This is a genomic window from Ignavibacteriales bacterium (assembly GCA_026390775.1).
In the GTDB taxonomy this organism is placed as follows: domain Bacteria; phylum Bacteroidota; class Ignavibacteria; order Ignavibacteriales; family Melioribacteraceae; genus Fen-1258.
This window is the reverse complement of record JAPLFF010000007.1, coordinates 1213738-1229251: the sequence shown is the minus strand read 5'-3', so window position 1 is coordinate 1229251 and position 15514 is coordinate 1213738. Positions and strand designations below refer to the sequence as shown.

At 36.0% G+C, this 15514-nt stretch carries 14 protein-coding genes; all 14 read right to left on the bottom strand.

What is annotated here, in order from left to right; translation table 11 throughout:
• Positions 1-91: 91 nt before the first annotated feature.
• Positions 92-1090 (bottom strand): methyltransferase, encoded by a 999-nt coding sequence (locus tag NTZ27_10635; GenBank protein MCX6175199.1) that lies wholly within the window; start codon positions 1088-1090, stop codon positions 92-94.
• 91 nt (positions 1091-1181) lie between these two features.
• Positions 1182-1502, bottom strand: coding sequence for a hypothetical protein (locus NTZ27_10630; protein ID MCX6175198.1), 321 nt, complete (start codon positions 1500-1502; stop codon positions 1182-1184).
• Between the two features lie 46 nt (positions 1503-1548).
• Positions 1549-2814, bottom strand: a complete 1266-nt coding sequence (locus NTZ27_10625; protein MCX6175197.1) for an ABC transporter permease — start codon at positions 2812-2814, stop codon at positions 1549-1551.
• A complete protein-coding gene (locus NTZ27_10620) occupies positions 2807-3760 on the bottom strand; it encodes an ATP-binding cassette domain-containing protein (protein ID MCX6175196.1) in 954 nt (317 codons plus the stop codon). The genes NTZ27_10625 and NTZ27_10620 overlap by 8 nt, the downstream gene beginning before the upstream one ends.
• Before the next feature lie 162 nt (positions 3761-3922).
• Positions 3923-5293 (bottom strand): argininosuccinate lyase, encoded by a 1371-nt coding sequence (gene argH / locus NTZ27_10615; GenBank protein MCX6175195.1) that lies wholly within the window; start codon positions 5291-5293, stop codon positions 3923-3925.
• Positions 5294-5297: 4 nt separating this feature from the next.
• Positions 5298-6524 carry an argininosuccinate synthase gene (locus tag NTZ27_10610; protein MCX6175194.1) on the bottom strand — a complete coding sequence of 409 codons (1227 nt, stop codon included), beginning with the start codon at positions 6522-6524 and terminating at the stop codon, positions 5298-5300.
• Positions 6524-6985: an arginine repressor gene (argR, locus tag NTZ27_10605; protein MCX6175193.1), complete on the bottom strand. Its 462-nt coding sequence runs from the start codon at positions 6983-6985 to the stop codon at positions 6524-6526. The genes NTZ27_10610 and argR overlap by 1 nt, the downstream gene beginning before the upstream one ends.
• A 123-nt stretch (positions 6986-7108) precedes the next feature.
• Entirely contained in the window at positions 7109-7957 is an 849-nt protein-coding gene (argB, locus tag NTZ27_10600; protein MCX6175192.1) for an acetylglutamate kinase, read from the bottom strand.
• Complete coding sequence (gene argJ, locus NTZ27_10595) at positions 7954-9174, bottom strand: bifunctional glutamate N-acetyltransferase/amino-acid acetyltransferase ArgJ (GenBank protein MCX6175191.1); 1221 nt, start codon at positions 9172-9174, stop codon at positions 7954-7956. Before argJ ends, argB begins: the two co-directional genes overlap by 4 nt.
• Positions 9141-10187: an N-acetyl-gamma-glutamyl-phosphate reductase gene (argC, locus tag NTZ27_10590; GenBank protein ID MCX6175190.1), complete on the bottom strand. Its 1047-nt coding sequence runs from the start codon at positions 10185-10187 to the stop codon at positions 9141-9143. Before argC ends, argJ begins: the two co-directional genes overlap by 34 nt.
• A 206-nt stretch (positions 10188-10393) precedes the next feature.
• Positions 10394-12124, bottom strand: coding sequence for a serine hydrolase (locus NTZ27_10585; protein ID MCX6175189.1), 1731 nt, complete (start codon positions 12122-12124; stop codon positions 10394-10396).
• Positions 12125-12198: 74 nt separating this feature from the next.
• Positions 12199-12561, bottom strand: coding sequence for a DMT family protein (locus tag NTZ27_10580; GenBank protein MCX6175188.1), 363 nt, complete (start codon positions 12559-12561; stop codon positions 12199-12201).
• 163 nt (positions 12562-12724) lie between these two features.
• Complete coding sequence (locus tag NTZ27_10575; protein ID MCX6175187.1) at positions 12725-15136, bottom strand: outer membrane beta-barrel family protein; 2412 nt, start codon at positions 15134-15136, stop codon at positions 12725-12727.
• A 159-nt stretch (positions 15137-15295) separates the two neighbouring features.
• Positions 15296-15481, bottom strand: a complete 186-nt coding sequence (locus NTZ27_10570) for a helix-turn-helix transcriptional regulator (protein MCX6175186.1) — start codon at positions 15479-15481, stop codon at positions 15296-15298.
• Positions 15482-15514 lie beyond the last annotated feature (33 nt).

Genomic DNA, 15514 nt, shown 5'->3' with positions numbered 1-15514 from the left:
GAAATTTATTAGATAACCTTAACGATGGTGAAGTTTACGTATGAATTTAATAAAAAGAGTTGCTAAAGCGATAATAATTTTTTCATTTTAATTACTCATTATAACCGACCATTAACGATGATCCGAAACTTGTATCTTTTCTTTCGATCTTTTTAATTCCCGCACTGAAAAACCAATCTTTCATCTCTGATTCTGTATAAGTGTCTCCTTTCTCTGTTCCAACAAGCATGTTCAATGCAAAGAATGCGCCGCCCGCCGGCTCTGTTCTTTCCTCATTCATAATCCAATCTTTAATTACAATTTGACCGTTAGTGTTTAGCGAGTTATAACATTTTTTTATCAGCATTTTGTTTTCTTCAAAACTGTTTATGTGAACTATTGCTGAAAGAAGAATCAAGTCATAACCTTTCCCGAAATTATCAGTATGGTAATCTCCTTCAAATAGTTCGATCTTATCGTTCAGCTTTTCATCATCAACATATTTTTTTGTAATTGGAATAATATGCGGCTGATCGAAAACAACAGCGTGCATCTTTGGATTTTGTTTTATAAACTCCATTGAAAATGCTGCCGATCCTCCTCCTATATCAAGCATGCGGTTTACGTTTGAAAGTGTGAGCATCAAAGAAATAATTTTTGCCTCTTTAACTCCACGATAATGCATTGCCGCAATAAAAGCTTCAGACCAATTTATTTTACTGTTTGATTTTTTACGTTCTGCAACTGATGTCCCCGCTTTTACAGATTCAGTTAATGAACTCCACGTATCCCACAAACCAAGTGAATGAAAAAGTCCGCCCATAAATTCCGGTTTGCCTTTTACTAAATAATTAGATGCATTCTCACAGTTGTAAAATTTTCCATGAACTTTGCGTAAGAATCCCAATGCAACAAGTGCATTCATCAAACGATCAGTTGCACGTTCTTCTGCAATGATCTTCACTGCAACTTCTTTTGAGGACAACATATGTTTATCAAGTACGGTAAAAAGATCCAGCTCAACTGCAGTCAAAAGAATTCTGCTCTGCTGAAATGAATTTGCAAGCGAGCGGATTTCTTCCGGTTTTAAGTAATTGTTTTGTGCGTTCATTTAATATTTATCTTTTATGAAAAAAATATTCTTCTTTTAAAATTCTATTATAAAATAAACAGAATTGTTGCAGCTTGAAAGGAAGATGTAATTAAAGTTTTCCGTCGCGGTAAAGCATCTGAGTTTTGATTCGAAGCAGTTGGCGTTCAATTATTAGATCTGCAAAACGTTCCGGTATAGTTGTTCGATCCTTTGAGTGAAGTATTTTGCTAACTTTTGTTTCGCTCACGTCAATCATATACATACTGTTAAGAAATCGCTCATAATCTTTAGACATTAATTCGCTTACTTTCTTTATCAAATGTTCGCGGATGCCTACGAGATCATTAACTGCGAGTAAAGATTCTTTCGCTAAAGAAAAATCTTTGTGGAGTTTTTCAACAAGCGATGGGTATAATTCGTTTTCGTTCATAAACCACGTAGAGACGCAGAGCCCTGCGTCTCTACTGTTAAATTGTTTAATACTTATACTTCAACCACTTTACAACTTCAGACCATTTTGGTTTTTTACCAGTTCGTAAAATTCCAATTCGATAAATTTTTCCTGCAACGGGGAAAATAGCCATGAATGTTAAAATATTAATAAGTATTGCCAATCCAAGATGCCAAATCGGAACACCAACCAAAGTCATCCTTGCAGGCATTACTATAATAGATGCAAACGGAAACAAAGAAGCTATTTCTGCTATCGGTCTGTTCGGATTTTCCATCATAGACATAGCGATGAAAAACGGAATCATAATTAACATCAGAATCGGCATCGCTCCGCTTGCCGCATCCTGAGCGTTATCAAAAATGGCTCCAAGCATTGCATATAGGCCTATAAATGTTAAAAGCCCGATGAAAAAGTTTATCAGCATATAAATAATTACAGTAGAACTAATGCTGAAAACAAACTCTTTAGGAAGCATAAAAATTGAAGTAGACATAACAAGAATTATAGGAGAAAGCCAAATAGCCATCTGTATAACTCCGGTAAGAGATGCACCAAGTATTTTGCCTGTCATCAATTCTGTAGGACTAACTGAAGAGAGAATGACTTCGACAATTCTATTTCCTTTCTCTTCTATTACCGATTGCATTGTCATCTGGCCGATCATAATCATGCTTATATATAATAAGAAGGTGAAAAGATATGCGAGCACAAGGTTTCCGTATCCTTCTTCTTTTATCCCCTCTTCTTTAGATACTTTGAATCCTGTGAAGTCTACATTGATTCTTGCAAAATCAAGATCGTCTTTTGAAAGTGATTTGTTATTAAAGTAAAAATTAATCAAAGTGTTGTTTATGGACCCGCCAAGATCTCTGAACAAAGTTATGTTTTGAGAACTCTTTGAGTAGTACTCAACTTTTTTATCTTTCATTGCTGAGACGGGGATATAAACAATTCCACCGATCTTTTCATCAAGCAACATTTGCTTTTTCCCGTCAAGATAATTCTTTACTTCATCTCGGGACATTGTCAAATAGTTAAAAATATAATTGCCGCTTTTAACCAAATTTGTTGACGACATTTCATTCTGAAAAGCGCTGGTCATACTGGAAGTTTCAGAAATGATATCAATTTTCAAATTTTTCGTTTCGCTTGTATAAAGAAGCGCTTGGATACCGAGTATTAAAATCATAAACCCGGGAACAAGAAGAGTCATAAAAATAAATGCTTTTGAAAATAATTTTTCGCGAAGCTCTCTTTTAACCACTGCTAATACTCTATAGTTAAACATTGCGCGCCTCCTTCCTGCCTTCAGCAAGCAAGCCAGTTGTTCCGTTATCTTCGTGACCGGCAAGCTCAATAAATATTTCTTGCAATGAAATATCGTTTGCATCAAACTTTTTGACTGTTACGTTTCTATCTAAAAGCATTCTTAATAACTGCTGAGCTTGATTTGCATCTTTCAATTTAATACCGGTTGTATTACCGTAATCAGAAATGTTATCAACTATAGGATTAGATTTTAAGAACGAAATATCTCCATCGTAGGTTAAGCTTACATTTTTCTGTGAGTACTTTGATTTAATTTCTTTCATCGAACCTTTAAGAATAATTTTTCCGTGATCTATCATTACAATATGATCGCACATTTTCTCGGCAAAATCCATTAAGTGCGTTGAAAAGATTATTACTTTTCCTTTTTGTTTCATTTCAATTATAATTTCTCTTAATAGATTTGTATTGATGGGATCGAGTCCGGAGTATGGTTCATCAAGAATTATGAATTCGGGATCGTGCAGGATGGTGGTAAGAAATTGAATTTTTTGCTGATTCCCTTTTGAGAGATCTTCCATTTTTGAAAGACGGCGATCATACAATTCAAAGCGCTTCAAATATTCTTCAGCTTTCTTTTGTACTTCTCTTCCCGATTTCCCTTTCAACTCGGCAAAATAAAGAAGAGTTTCAAGAACTTTCATTTTTTTGTATAGCCCACGTTCTTCAGGCAAGTAACCAACTTGGTTTTTAAACTCCTGCCCAACTTTAACACCGCGCAAAACAACTTCGCCATTATCGGGTAGATATATTCCCATCATCATTCTAATAGTTGTTGTTTTGCCCGCTCCGTTTCTTCCTATAAGTCCGAAGATCGAACCTTCAGGAACTTCGAACGAGGCATTATCAACTGCAACTACCTTATCGAAAGTCTTAGTTAGATTTTTTACTTCCAGTGCGTACATTAATTCCCCTTGTTTGTTAGATTTTTGTTGAGCAAATATAGAATAAGATTAAGAGAAAGAGCAAGAATTCGATTAATTATTAATCCTTCTTTTATTGTTCAATTTAGACGACGAATAAAATGAATTGTTTTGTTAATTACGGTGTGTAGAAAAAAATTAAAATTATTCTAAATTTTTTTTCCATTGATTTATTTGCTTCTTAACTTCCTTTGGCGAAGTACTTCCTTTAGATTTTTTGTTCTTAACGCTTGCATGCGCTGTGAGAAGTTTGAAAATGTCCTTTTCAAATTTCGGTGAGACTTTTTTGTATTCGGCGATTGAGAGTTGATTTAACTTTTTATTTTGATCTACACATGCACCAACAATCTTTCCTACTATATTATGTGCTTTTCTGAAAGGAACATTTTTACGAACAAGATAATCAACTAAGTCCGTTGAAAGAATCAGATCACCATTGAGTTCTTTTTCAAAACGGTTTTTATTGAACCGCGTATGTTTTAATAATTCAGAAGTAAGATGCAGACAATCTTTAGTCGTGTCTACTGCTTCAAAGAGATGAACTTTATCTTCCTGCATATCGCGGTTATATGCAAGCGGTAATGCTTTCATTATCGTAAGCAGTCCGAACAATGAACCATAAACTCTACCAACTTTTCCGCGTATCAGTTCAGCAATGTCGGGATTTTTTTTCTGAGGCATTAAACTACTGCCCGTTGAAAATGAATCATCAAATACTGCAAACGAAAATTCTTGCGAGTTCCACAGTACAAGTTCTTCGCTCAAACGACTGAGGTGCATCATTGTAATCGAACATGAACTGATAAGTTCTATCATTACATCGCGGCTGCTGACAGCATCGAGAGAATTTTCTACGACTCCATTCATACCAAGAAGTTTTGCTGAATATTCCCGATCGATCGGCAAGGTTGTTCCGGCAAGCGCGGCAGCGCCTAGTGGTGATTTGTTAGCGCGCTTCATACAATCATTCAATCTTTCTATATCGCGTCCAAGCATTGAAACATACGCAAGTAAATGATGAGCGAACAAAATGGGTTGTGCGCGCTGTAAATGTGTATAGCCGGGCATTATTATGCTTTTATTTTGTTCGGCTTTTTTTAGAAAAGTTCTTTGAAGAGCTTGTGTAAGTTTAATTAGTTGAGCAATTTCTTCCCGCATATATAATTGTTCATCCAGAGCTACTTGATCATTTCGGCTTCTGGCGGTGTGAAGTTTTTTCCCTGTCTCTCCTATTTTTCCTACAAGCCGATCTTCAATTAGAGAATGTATATCTTCATTCCACCAATTAAATTTTATTTTGCCTGAAGAAATTTCTCTTCGTATTTTTTCTAAAGCTTTTAAAATTAATTTACCTTCGCTCACTAAAATTATTTTTTGCTTCATAAGCATTTTGACGTGTGCTTTGCTTCCGTCAATATCTTCATTGAAAAGTTTTCCGTCAATATTAATTGATGAAGAAAATTTTAGCGCAACCTCCGAAAGTGATTTTTTAAATCTGCTATCCCAAAGTGCCATTTATTTATGCCGGTTGATTATTTTCTGCTTCAGCTTTTTGCATTACGCGATTAATTGTTTTGTAAGGCAATCCGTAAATCTTAATAAATCCTTCCGATGCTTTATGATCGAATTGATCCGCCGCTGTGTATGTTGCCAATTCCGGATCGTATAACGAATACGGAGAAGTTCTACCCGAAACAATAATGTTTCCTTTGTAAAGTTTCAACTTTACCATACCGGTTACTTTTTCTTGAGTCTTATCAACAAACGCCTGAATAGCTTCGCGAAGCGGAGAGAACCACAAGCCGTTGTAAATCAAATTTGAATACTCTTGTGCGATCAAGGTTTTATAATGTGCAACAAATTTTTCAAGTGTAATTCTTTCCAATTCTTTATGTGCATTGTGAAGAATTATTCCGGCCGGGGCTTCATAAACTTCGCGCGATTTAATTCCAACCAACCTGTTTTCAATCATATCAATTCTTCCAACAGCATTTCGTCCGCCGATTTTATTTAACTCTCTAACAAGAGAAACACTATCCATTTCTTTTCCATTCACACTAACCGGAATTCCTTTTTCAAATTCTATAATTACATATTCAGGTTGATCCGGTGCATTTTCCGGAGAAACTGTATGTTGAAATGCATCTTCCGGTGGTTCGACCATCGGATCTTCAAGAATGCCGCACTCTATTGCAGTTCCCCAAATATTTTCATCTATCGAATATGGACTATCTTTCGTTGCGGCAACAGGAATGTTGTTGACTTTTGCATAATCAATTTCCTCTTCGCGGCTTTTAAATTCCCAAGTTCTCAACGGCGCTATGCTGATTAAATCCGGAGCCAAAGCACCAACTGCAACTTCAAAACGAACTTGATCATTCCCTTTTCCTGTACAACCGTGTGCAACCATATTCGCTCCTTCTTTACGCGCAACTTCCACAAGAGTTTTTGCAAGCAAAGGTCTTCCCAACGAACAAGCCATAGGATAAGCTTCCTCATACATTGCACCTGCCCTTAATGCCGGGAATGCATATTCCTCCAAAAATTCTTTTGTTAAATCTACTATATAGGATTTTGTTGCGCCGGAATTATATGCTTTTTCTTCGAGACCGATTAATTCTTTTGTCTGTCCAAGATTTCCGGTAAATGTAATTATCTCTGCATCGTAATTATCTTTAAGCCATTTAACCATTACGGATGTATCTAATCCGCCGGAATACGCAACAACAATTTTATTCTTGCTCATTACTTTATTCCTAATATTATTTTTATTTGCTCAATTATCTTTTTGATTTTTTTTACTGATTGCGGAATCACAATAATCGTATCATCACCGGCGATAGTGCCGAGAATTTCCAGATCACTTTTCCGATCAAGAAATACAGCAACACCCTGTGCGCGTCCAGGATATGTTTTTACAATAACTATATTTTCATTTCCTTTTACAAAAAGAATCTCTTCTGCAATTCTATTTTGAAGAGTGTTCTCATCTCCAGCAGTGCTGAGTTTATAAACCAATCCGTTTGTTGTTGGAATTCGCACAACACCAAGTTCATTTAAGTCACGGGAAAGAGTTGCCTGTGTTGCTTTGATCCCTTTTTGTTTTAGCACTTTCACAAGTTGTGTTTGATTGAAAATTTCTTGTGAAGTAATTAATGACTTAATCAACGCGTGCCGTTTCTGAATTTCTTCTAATTTTTTAGTCATGATTTTTCTCCCTTTTTATAATCATTGTCATTCCGATCCCGACCTGTCGGGAGAGGAATCCCATATTCAAAATTGTTTAGTTTCTTCATCCGGCTTAAGTCGGCTTCAGAATGACAAAAAAAATTATTCGCCCACTATCTCTGTTCCTACTCCTTCTTTAGTAAATATTTCCAACAGCAAAGCATGAGGAATTCTTCCATCAACTATATGAACTTTTTGAACTCCTTTATCAATCGCATCAAGAGCAGATTCAACTTTCGGAATCATTCCGCCTTTTATTATTTCATCCTTGATAAATCTTTCAGCATCCTCTTTAGTAAGATGTGGCATCAAATCATCATTCGCTTTTACTCCTTCAACGTCGGTCATATAAACAAGCTTTGCCGCTTCAAGTGCACCTGCAATGGAACCGGCAGCAATATCTGCGTTCACATTATATACGGTTCCGCCTTCATCAACACCTATTGGCGCAATTACAGGTAAATATCCGTCTCTCAATAAATTTTTTATTAAAGTAGTATTCACATCTATTACTTCACCGACTAATCCTAAATCATCTTGTTCATATTTTTTTACCGAGATCAATCCCGCATCAATCCCGCTTATACCTACTGCCCGACCGCCGTGAATATTTATACGCCGAACAATATCTTTATTGATAGATCCCGCAAGAACCATTTGAACAACATCGCGTGTTTCTTCATTTGTATAGCGTTGACCGTTCACAAATTTTGTCTCAATATTAAGTTTTTGTGAAAGCGCTGTAATTTCTTTTCCTCCGCCGTGAACTACAACTACATCAATTCCAATTTTGCGAAGCAGAGTAACATCTTGTGCTACCATAGATTTAAGCTGTTCCTCTTCCATAACGGCACCGCCGTATTTTATAACAAAAGTTTTCCGTTCGAATTGCTGAATGTACGGAAGCGCTTCAATCAAAACATCTTCTTTTCTAAAAACAGGATTCGTCACGTGCGGTAGCTCCCGTTAATTTTTACATACTCTTCGGATAAATCACACGTCCAAACAGTGGAAGTTCCGCTTCCCATATTTAATTTAATCTTTAGATTTATGTTTCTTGATTGTAACGTCTTGTTAGCTTCGGCGATTGGAAGTGTAACAAAATAATTTTTTGTAAGAATAGGAACATCATTGATTATGATCTCAAACTTATCTGGATTGAATTCAATTCCGGAATATCCGACGGCCGCAATAATTCTTCCCCAGTTTGCATCTTCTCCGTGAATAGCAGTTTTAACGAGTGGAGAAAGGGCAATTATTCGTGCAGCTTTCGTTGCATCTTCGTCACTTAATGCACCCTCAACAGTTATCTCAATCAATTTTGTAGCGCCTTCGCCGTCAATTACAATATCTATAGATAATTTTTTTAGTACTTCATATAAGTGTTCTTCAAAAATTTTGTACGAATCTTTTTGAGTCTCAATTGAAACACCGGACGCACCATTCGCAAGCGCAATAACCATATCGTTTGTGCTTGTGTCTCCATCAACAACTATTCTATTAAAAGTTTTATCCGCTACAGTTTTTAATAGACTTTGAAAAATGTTCTTTTCAATTGCTGCATCTGTTGTAATAAACGCAAGCATTGTCGCCATGTTAGGGTGAATCATTCCGGATCCTTTTGCTATTCCGCCAATGCTTACTTCTTTTCCATCTATTATAAATGTTGATGAAGTTGATTTTGCAAAAGTATCCGTTGTCAAAATTGCTTCGGCTGTGCTTATGTACTCGCTTTTATCAACTTGTTTTGAAATCTGATGAATGCCGTTAATTATTTTCACGATTGGAAGCGGTTCTCCAATAACACCGGTTGATGAAACAAAAATTTCTTTTGGACTAACACCAAGTATTTTCGCCGTTTCATTTGCCATTGTAACAGCATCTTGGTAACCGCGTTCTCCAGTACATGCATTTGCGTTCCCGCTGTTAATTATTATTGCTTTAAAAGTTTCGCTTTCTGTTAGATGCTTTTTAGAAATAAGCACCGGCGCCGCTTGAACTTTATTAAGTGTAAACACGGCTGCTGCAGTAGCAGGAAGATCTGAAACAATTAACGCTAGATCTTTTCTAGATTTTTTTATTCCGCAATGGATTCCTGCTGAGCGAAATCCTTTGGGCGTGGTTATTCCCTCATTTATTTTATCTGCAACGATTGCTTCTTGCTGCATCTTAGTAATCCCTCTGTTTGTTGAAAACCGAACATGATGTTCATGTTTTGAATTGCTTGTCCCGCGGCGCCTTTCACTAGATTATCAATAGTAGAAAAAAGAACCAGCGTGCCGTTCTCATAAATTCTAAATCCGATATCACAAAAATTTGTGTTAACCACATTTTTCATTTCCGGTATCTCCGTTCCTATAAACCGTATAAACGGAGTTGATGAATAATTATGCTTAAACGCATTTATCACTTCTTTTTCGGTTATGCTGCTTTTCAATGAGACGTGTATTGTTGTATATATTCCGCGAGTAACGGGAAGAAGATGCGGAACAAAGGAAAAATTTGTTTCAACACCGCTAAAATATTCCAAGTATAGTTTTATCTCCGGAATGTGCTGGTGATTTCCGACTTTGTATGCCCGCACACTTTCATTCACTTCGCTGAATATCATATTTGCGGTAACGGATTTACCGGCACCGGATGTTCCGCTGTAAGAAGTAATTCCAATATTCTTTGATTCAATTAAATTTTCTTTTAACAATGGAAGAAGTGCCAATAGAATGCTGGTTGGGTAACAGCCGGGATTTGCAACCAGTTTTGCGTTTGATACCGCTTCTTCATTCCACTCGCTTAAACCATATACAGCGCTGCTTAAAAGCTCTGTCTCCGTGTGTTCGTGATTATAATATTTTGTATAAACTACAGCATCCTTTAATCTAAAATCTCCGCCGATATCTATCACTTTGGTATTTGCATTAACCGCTTCTTTAACAACTTGCATTGACTGTCCCGAAGGCATAGCAACAAACAGCAGATCTACTTCTTCAAGTTCTTCCTTTTTGAATTGCTCAACTTGAAGTGAGATCATTCCGCGTAAAGATGGATAAGTTTCTTCTATTAAACTTCCGGCGGAAGAATTACCGAATAGTTTTGTAATAATTACTTCGTCGTGATTAAGAAGAAGTTTTATTAATTCAGCGCCGGAATAACCTGCTGCACCTACTATGCCGATATTTATCATTTTACAAATCTTTATTAATTGGGGTATAATTATACAAGATTATGCATAATTATGCAATAATAAAATGTTGTTTTCAGTCGGTTAAGTTAATAAATTAGTTCTCATTTTATCGTTAAAGCAGATTTGGATTATGATCAAGAATAAGATGAAATAAAAAACCCGGCTCAATTGAAACCGGGTCTATTAAAAAAATATTTGGGATTGCATTATTCAATTTTCTTTGCCGGTATTTCTCTTCCATTCTGTGAAAGAAATAAGCTTGCAATTTTCCCATCTTCTTTTACAAACTGGATCTGTGCGTCAACTACTTTCATATAAAATTTGTTGTCTGCAGATGGAAATATTTCAATTTGCGGCTGACCCGATGCCTGGGCAAAAATCTGTTCACCCTTAACGGAAATAGTCAGAATAAAATTTGGAGCGAGCTGATATTTACCCACATACTTCATCAACGCTTCCGGTGATATTTTTACTTCTTTTTGTTCTTCTATCTCAACGCCCAAATCTTTTAATACTTTCACTGCATTGGTATTTCTTGAATCTAATTTTAAAGATTTTTTATAATTCACAATAGCTTCTTCTTTTTTTCCTTTTTTTAGAAGAGCTTCGGCGTAACTGTCATAAGCATTTGAAGATTTCGGAAATTCATCAACAGTTAACTTGAACACCGCAATCGCTTCATCAAGTTTGTTCTCATTCATCAAGTAATAACCAAGCTGGTTCATCTCCGTTGGCTTGAGTACAAAAGCATCTTTTTCTTCTTTCATTTGTTTGAATTGACTTACAGCAGTTTCAATACCGTCTTCTTTAATTACATCATAAAGGTGTTCGGCAAGCGATTGAGCCGGCATCTTTGCTTCATTGCCATTAAGTATATCAATTATTTTTTCAGTCATTTCATTTAGCGGCGCTCCGCCTGCGTTACTAAACAAAATAACAACTTGTCCTTTCTTCGGAATAAAATAATTGATTGTATTAAATCCGTTGATTCCTCCTCCATGCGCAATAACATCAAATTCTTCGCCGCCTATTTTCTTTTTGAACAACGACCACCCAAATCCATACTTACCGCCAAATGCATCTATTCTTGGTTTAAATATTTCATCCATAAATTTCTTCGGAAGAAGTTTTTCTGTCTGAAGCGCTTTATCCCAACTTAAAAGATCTTCTACAGTAGAGTAAATAGAGCCCGCCGCATAAGGCAATGACATATCCAGAAATTCAGCATTCTTGTAGCCTGTAAATGTCTTTTCATAACCAGCCGCACGCTTTAGTAAAATCGGTTCCGCTAAGTCATATCCGGAATTTTTCATCCCAAGCGGTATGAAAATATTTTCTTTAAGATTTTCTTCATAAGTCTTTCCCGTAATTTTTTCTATTATGGCTCCAAGTATAAAATAGCCTGAGTTGCTGTAAACAAATTGTTTTCCAGGTTCAAACTCAAGATCACCGCTGCATTGTTCTTTAACGAAATCATCCGGCTTGTAAAATTTTCTGCTTACCTTTTCTAAAAAATCTTCTTTATTGGTATAGCTAGGAATTCCCGACGAATGTGTTAGCAGCATTTCAATTGTTATTTTATCACCGGCGTCTTTGCGGTAGTAAGGTAAATAATCCGTCAGCTTGCCATCGAGTTTGATCTTTCCTTTTTCAACAAGCTGCATTATCAACATTGAGGTGAATTGTTTTGTGATTGAACCGAGCCGGTGTTTTGTATCCGGTGAGTTCGGAATATTCCATTCCATATTTGCAAAGCCGTAACCTTTTTTGAAAACAACTTCAAAGTTTTCTGCAACAAGGGCGCTGCCGTTGAAAAAATGATATTCATTATATTTTGAAATTAACTGATCAATTTTTTCTGATTTGGATTGTCCCAGAAGAAATGATTGAGAGAAACCGGACAGAATAAGCAAAATTATTATCGTTAATTTTTTCATCTTCTTTTCCCTTTATGATTGATGCTCATTTAGATACTTGACATACCTCTAAAGTTACACAGACTAACAAAGATTTATGAACGAAAAATAAAATAAGCCGCACCAATTAGACACAAACCGGCCCAGATATAATTCATCTTAAACGGCTGACGCATATAGAACACTGCAAATGGAACAAATAAGGAAAGAGTAATTACCTCTTGCAGAATTTTTAATTGGGAAAGATTTAGTTCAGAGTAACCTATTCTATTTGCCGGTACTTGTAGCAGATATTCGAACAGTGCAATTCCCCAGCTTATAATTGCGGCAATGTACCATTTTTTATCAGACAAGTTTTTTAAGTGACCATACCATGCAAAAGTCATGAACATGTTGGAAAGAATAAGTAAAAAAGAAGTGCGGACAATCACCGGAAGATTTTGAACACAATTTATCATAAAAGAATCTTACTGAATTTTAGTTGTGAATTTATTGCGGAACAAAATAAAAAAATAACGAGAAAAAATTTTGTAAATAGTTTCCCGTTGAGTTGAATTAGAGAATAAATTGTTTCTGTAAAAACGCAATATATGGCGTCTCTACAGTTAAACAAATATAATTTCAAAACCCTCTGTTGCCGGCATCTCTTCCGTCGTCAATATTTCTATCGCGTCTATCTTTGTAATCGTTGAACATATACGAAATGCCTATTCCGATTGCCCGGCTGTTAAGCATTTCGTAAGAACTTCTTGTATAATAATTACCGCCAAGTGTTTCGTTGCTGCCTCGTTGAGCATTAAGAAGATCATTCACGGTAATGTAAATTCTTAATTTACGATCCATCATTGTCTTACTGAAATAGAGCGATAAATATTTCATTTCGCTTCTAACCCCGCGCCGGTTTTCTATTCTCGGCACATAGTACAATGAAACGTTGGCGTCAATATCAAACCATAACTTTAAACCCAGATAGGTGTTGAGCGTGTAGCTTTTATCGGTTAATGATAAGTCTTCCGTTAAATATTGCCCCGATTGTTTTGAATATCTGTAATTGAAAGAAATGTACCACGAACTTATAAAATCAGGCAGATGAAAAGGCATCATCGGAGAATTATTATACGGCATTGTAAATGAAAATCCGTAAGTGTCTTGATTGTTAAGATTAATAAAACTTGAAATCAGTACGCTGTCATTTTCGGTTGTCGTTGCGTATGTAATATTTCCGGTCGTATATGTATAGAACACACTTATATACTGGGATAGGTTTACCGCAAATGAATTTACATAGTTCGGTTTTATTTTAGGATTACCGGCAGAGAAAGAGTTCGGTCCTTGGTATTGACGGAAGGGATTTACGTAGTAGACCTGCGGATATGTTACTCTTCTGAAAGCATTGAACCCAAGTTGAAACATATCGCTAAGTTTATATGAGATATTAAGATTTGGGAAGAAGCTCAAAAAGTTTTCTGTAAAATCTATATTCTGAGTAATTTGATTTCCTTCGGTAGAAAGATTTTCGGCTCTCAATCCGAACTTAATATCAAAATCTCCAAGTTTATGTGCATAGGTTAAGTAGAGTGCATGAATACTCTCGTTATATTTGAAAAGATTGCTTAACTGCAAGCTGTCTCTCCAAGTACCTATTAGATATGAAAAATCCAGAACGTTGTAATCGTTATTTCTGGTTCTGTAAGTAAAACTATAGCCGGCTTCCAATTTATTTTGATCGATCGGCAAAACGTAATCGGTTTTAAGAATTAGAGTTTTGGCAGTTACGCCCGTGTTGCTGTTCTGCAGCTGCGGTCTGCCGATTCTATTACTGTAATCTAAATTCATTTTTGCATTTGTCGGGTTTGTGTAAAGAGTATACATCGCATCCAAGGTTAATTCATTTCCTTTGGTTTCAAATTTTTTCTTGTAAAATCCGTAAAAGGAAAGATTGTTGTTTGCTCCTTCGTTGTTGTTTATTCTGTTGTAGCTGTATTGAAAAATATTGTTCGAATTATTTACAAAAGAATTTCCGGTATTATCTGAATTGTATTTGTATCCGTTATAATTTATAAAGAATGTAACTGAATTGTTTGCATCAAAATCATAATCAAAGCCGAATTTAAAATACCCGCCGTAGTAATTGTTCTTTCCTTCACCGGAAGTTTTTTGATAATACATGCTCGGGCTGCTGTAAACATATCTTTCGGATTCATTTAAGTTATTGCTTGTAAAATAGCTTCCGTAAGCTTGTCCAAATAAATTTAGTTTATCTGCTTTGTAGTTAAAGTAGCTTCCGCCAAAAGAATTTTTATTAGAAGAGGAACTTAAGCTGAACATTCCGCTGAAATTACTAAATGCTTCTTTCTTGGTGATGAGATTTAAAATATATGTTCCGCCTTCAGCACTTTCCTTTGCGCCCGGTGCAAGTATAACTTCCACTTGATCAATCATTGTGGCAGGCAGTTGAGCTAACATTTCAACAGGCATACTGTATTCATGTCCGTCCATTTGGATTTTTAAACCTTGCCCGCGCACAGTAATTTTATTTGTTGCCGGGTCAACTTCCACAAGTCCGGAATTTTTTAGTGCTTCCGTAACAGAACCTGAGTTGCCGGGAAGACGATCCATGTTTATCACTTGTTTATCCGCATGAAATTCAATCATCGGCTTCATGGATTTAACAACCATCTCAGGCATTTCAATTGCGGTCGGCATCAACCGTATCAATCCAATTCTAGGTGATTTGTCAAGATCAACGGAATCTATTATTTGAGTTTGATATCCTACCATAGAAAATTTTGCGCGGACTTTACTTTCCGGAATGCTCTCAATTGTGAAATTGCCTTTTTCGTCTGCTGCAATTCCTTTAAGTTCTTTACCGGAGGATTTGGAAAAAATAACAACCGAAGTGCCTGTAAGAGGTTTGCTCGTCATCAGATCTACTACAGAACCGATCAGCTTAAAATTTTCTGATGATTGTTGAGCGAATAAAAAATTAGATAATATAAAGGAAAGCAAAAAGATTGCGGATTTGAGCTTCACGTTCGCCCCCATGAATTATTTTTAAGGATTTCATTTATTTAAAACAACTATGTAATCAGCAGCGTACCATCCTTTCAAGTAAAAAAAACTTAAATTATTACATATACATGCGATTTTTACGATTCAATAATCAATCTTTTACAAATAAATTGCAATCTATTAATTCTGCTTATTGTGAATGTATTCCAAAATATCTCCGGGCTGGCACTCTAGAACTTTACAGATTGCTTCGAGAGTGGAGAAGCGTATAGCACGCGCCTTTTCTGTTTTGAGCACGGAAAGATTCGACATGGTCAAACCAACTTTTTCGGCTAGTTCTGTTAGAGACATTTTTCTTTTCGCTATTATTTTGTTTATCTGAGACGACCGAGCTGGCCG

Bases quoted from the DNA above. Each gene is read 5' to 3' on its own strand.
- NTZ27_10635 (MCX6175199.1), bottom strand. From the start codon at position 1,090: ATGAACGCACAAAACAATTACTTAAAACCGGAAGAAATCCGCTCGCTT.
- NTZ27_10630 (MCX6175198.1), bottom strand. From the start codon at position 1,502: ATGAACGAAAACGAATTATACCCATCGCTTGTTGAAAAACTCCACAAA.
- NTZ27_10625 (MCX6175197.1), bottom strand. From the start codon at position 2,814: ATGTTTAACTATAGAGTATTAGCAGTGGTTAAAAGAGAGCTTCGCGAA.
- NTZ27_10620 (MCX6175196.1), bottom strand. From the start codon at position 3,760: ATGTACGCACTGGAAGTAAAAAATCTAACTAAGACTTTCGATAAGGTA.
- argH (MCX6175195.1), bottom strand. From the start codon at position 5,293: ATGGCACTTTGGGATAGCAGATTTAAAAAATCACTTTCGGAGGTTGCG.
- NTZ27_10610 (MCX6175194.1), bottom strand. From the start codon at position 6,524: ATGAGCAAGAATAAAATTGTTGTTGCGTATTCCGGCGGATTAGATACA.
- argR (MCX6175193.1), bottom strand. From the start codon at position 6,985: ATGACTAAAAAATTAGAAGAAATTCAGAAACGGCACGCGTTGATTAAG.
- argJ (MCX6175191.1), bottom strand. From the start codon at position 9,174: ATGCAGCAAGAAGCAATCGTTGCAGATAAAATAAATGAGGGAATAACC.
- argC (MCX6175190.1), bottom strand. From the start codon at position 10,187: ATGATAAATATCGGCATAGTAGGTGCAGCAGGTTATTCCGGCGCTGAA.
- NTZ27_10585 (MCX6175189.1), bottom strand. From the start codon at position 12,124: ATGAAAAAATTAACGATAATAATTTTGCTTATTCTGTCCGGTTTCTCT.
- NTZ27_10580 (MCX6175188.1), bottom strand. From the start codon at position 12,561: ATGATAAATTGTGTTCAAAATCTTCCGGTGATTGTCCGCACTTCTTTT.